Genomic DNA, 2,054 nt, shown 5'->3' with positions numbered 1-2,054 from the left:
GCCCGCCACGGCCCGGGCCCGCTCGACCCAGGGCCCGGCCCGCCACCCGACCCGCCCCGGCGATGACCCGGGCGGTCGGCCGGCACCGGCCCGACCCCGTCGGCACAGACGATATGACCAGCCTACGACAGGATGCCCGCCGCGCCCCCGCCCCGAGCACGCCCGACGGCCGGTCGACGTACAGTCGACTGCCTGGCGTCCAGTCCGGTCGCCCGATACCTACGCTGACGTTAGGGTCGAGTTGTCCAGGATGCGCCGCAACGTTTCGAGATCGGACGCGGCCCGCGGCGACGTCTACCAGATCGGGGACGTAGCCGAGCGGGTCGGCCTCTCCCTGCGAACAGTCCGCTACTACGAAGAAGCGGGCCTGCTCATGCCGGTCGGGCGGACCGTCGGCGGATTCCGCCTCTACGACGCGGACGCGATCGAGCGGCTGCTGCTCATCAGGAAGATGAAGCCGCTCGGCTTCACCCTGGAGGAGATGCGCTCGCTGTTGACCCTGCGCGACGAGCTGGCCGCACCCGACCTGGCCGCGGACACCCGCGCCGCGTTGCAGGAGCGGCTCGGCACCTGGGTGCTGCTCGCCGAGGAGAAGCTCTCGACGCTGCGGGAGCAGGTGAGCGTGGCGGAGTCCTTCGTCGGCGGGCTGCACGACGACGCGGACCGCCGCGGCGGCACCGCCTGACCCGCCGCCTGGTACGGCGCCCCCGAGGGGACACGCGGGACGCCGCACCGGGGTTCCAGCCGAGCAAGTCCTACCCATGACCCCGGAGATCGTCTGACCCCGGAGATCACCTGGCTCCGGAGATCGTCTAGCCCCAGAGCCGGTGGTAGGCGGCCGCAGAGGCCGGATTGAGATCGGGGTTCACCAGCGAGGAGCGGACGTTGCCCTCCTCCGCGTCGGAGAAGTACGCCTCGTAGGCGAGGATGTCGGCGTTGTGCGTGAACGTCTCGTACATCTTCTCTATGAAGGCCGGATTGTCCCCGCCGGCCGCGCCGCTGCGCCCGGCCTTCGTGCCCTGCTGGCTGACCACGCCCCACTCGGGCACCGAGAACAGCTTGTGGTGGGTGCGGGCGAAGGTGATGACCTGGCAGAGCCCCGCGTCACCGTTGCACTGGTCGTCGAAGTCCGCGTAGGTCGGGCTGGGCGGGTACTGGTCGTAGCTGTCGATGCCGATGACGTCGACGTACTGGTCGCCGGGGTAGAGATCGAACGCGCCGACCGGCGTGGTCGAGCCGTGGGCGTTGAGGTTCCAGTCGATGCGGACCTTCGGACTGGTCGCCTTGATCGCCGACGAGGCGTTCCGGAAGCACTGGATCCACTGCTGCGGATCCGTCGCCGCCCAGGCAAACCACAGGCCGTTGAACTCCCAGCCCAGCCGGACAAAGGAGTCGCCCCGGCCCATGTTCACCAGCCAGCGCCCGAACTGCCGCCACTTGGCGTCGTAGTTGCCCGCCGCGCAGTCGGCGAGGTTGCCCTTCTCCGCCCCCGAGTCGGGGAACAGCGGCTGGGTGAGGACCCAGGTGCCCGCGTACCCGGCGAAGGTCGACGTGCTGTGCCCCATCCACGGATCCGTGAGGGAGCTCCAGCTCGACCGGTCGGTGTACATCACGACGACGTCGTTGGGCCGGCCGCGGAACCTCGCCCAGGCATTCGCCTGCGCCAGGGAGTGCGCGGCGACGCCGGTCGGGAACGGCCCGGTGGTCGCGGCCCGCTCGACCTGTGGAACGGCCGCCACCGGCGCACCAGTCTGGAGGGGCCGGGCCGCGGTGCCCGGCTGCGCGGCCGGCGACGCGCCCTGCCTCGCGCTGGTGGCGATGGGGTCGGCCCCGCCGTCGCTGCTGGGCGGCACCAGCAGCAGCGCCGTTACCGCGACCAGCGTGAGCACCACCGCGACCGACACCGCGATGACGGGCAGGTGCGGGACCCGGCTGGCATTGCCGCCCCAGTGGGCGGTGATCCACGCCCCCGCCCGGGCCCGCCGACCGGAGACCGGCGCCACGCGGTCATCCGACCGGTCTGCATGGCGGCCGCCAACCTTGGCGGCCTCGGC

2 protein-coding genes are annotated in these 2,054 nt (G+C 71.9%); one reads left to right on the top strand and one right to left on the bottom strand.

Annotated features, from left to right (window positions below):
- Positions 1-250 precede the first annotated feature (250 nt).
- Positions 251-685, top strand: coding sequence for a MerR family transcriptional regulator (locus NBZ85_RS30660; RefSeq protein ID WP_261558625.1), 435 nt, complete (start codon positions 251-253; stop codon positions 683-685).
- 127 nt (positions 686-812) lie between these two features.
- Here the strand turns inward: NBZ85_RS30660 and NBZ85_RS30655 are convergent.
- The coding region (locus tag NBZ85_RS30655) for a glycoside hydrolase family 26 protein (protein ID WP_261563372.1) at positions 813-2,054 on the bottom strand (1,242 nt) is incomplete at its 5' end.

Origin of the sequence: Frankia tisae (assembly GCF_025403405.1) — a bacterium.
Classification (GTDB): domain Bacteria; phylum Actinomycetota; class Actinomycetes; order Frankiales; family Frankiaceae; genus Frankia; species Frankia tisai.
The sequence above is the reverse complement of the archived record's forward strand: the minus strand, read 5'-3'. Positions and strand labels throughout refer to the sequence as shown.

Coding starts and splice junctions, on each gene's coding strand:
- NBZ85_RS30660 (WP_261558625.1), top strand. CDS start 251: ATGCGCCGCAACGTTTCGAGATCGGACGCGGCCCGCGGCGACGTCTAC.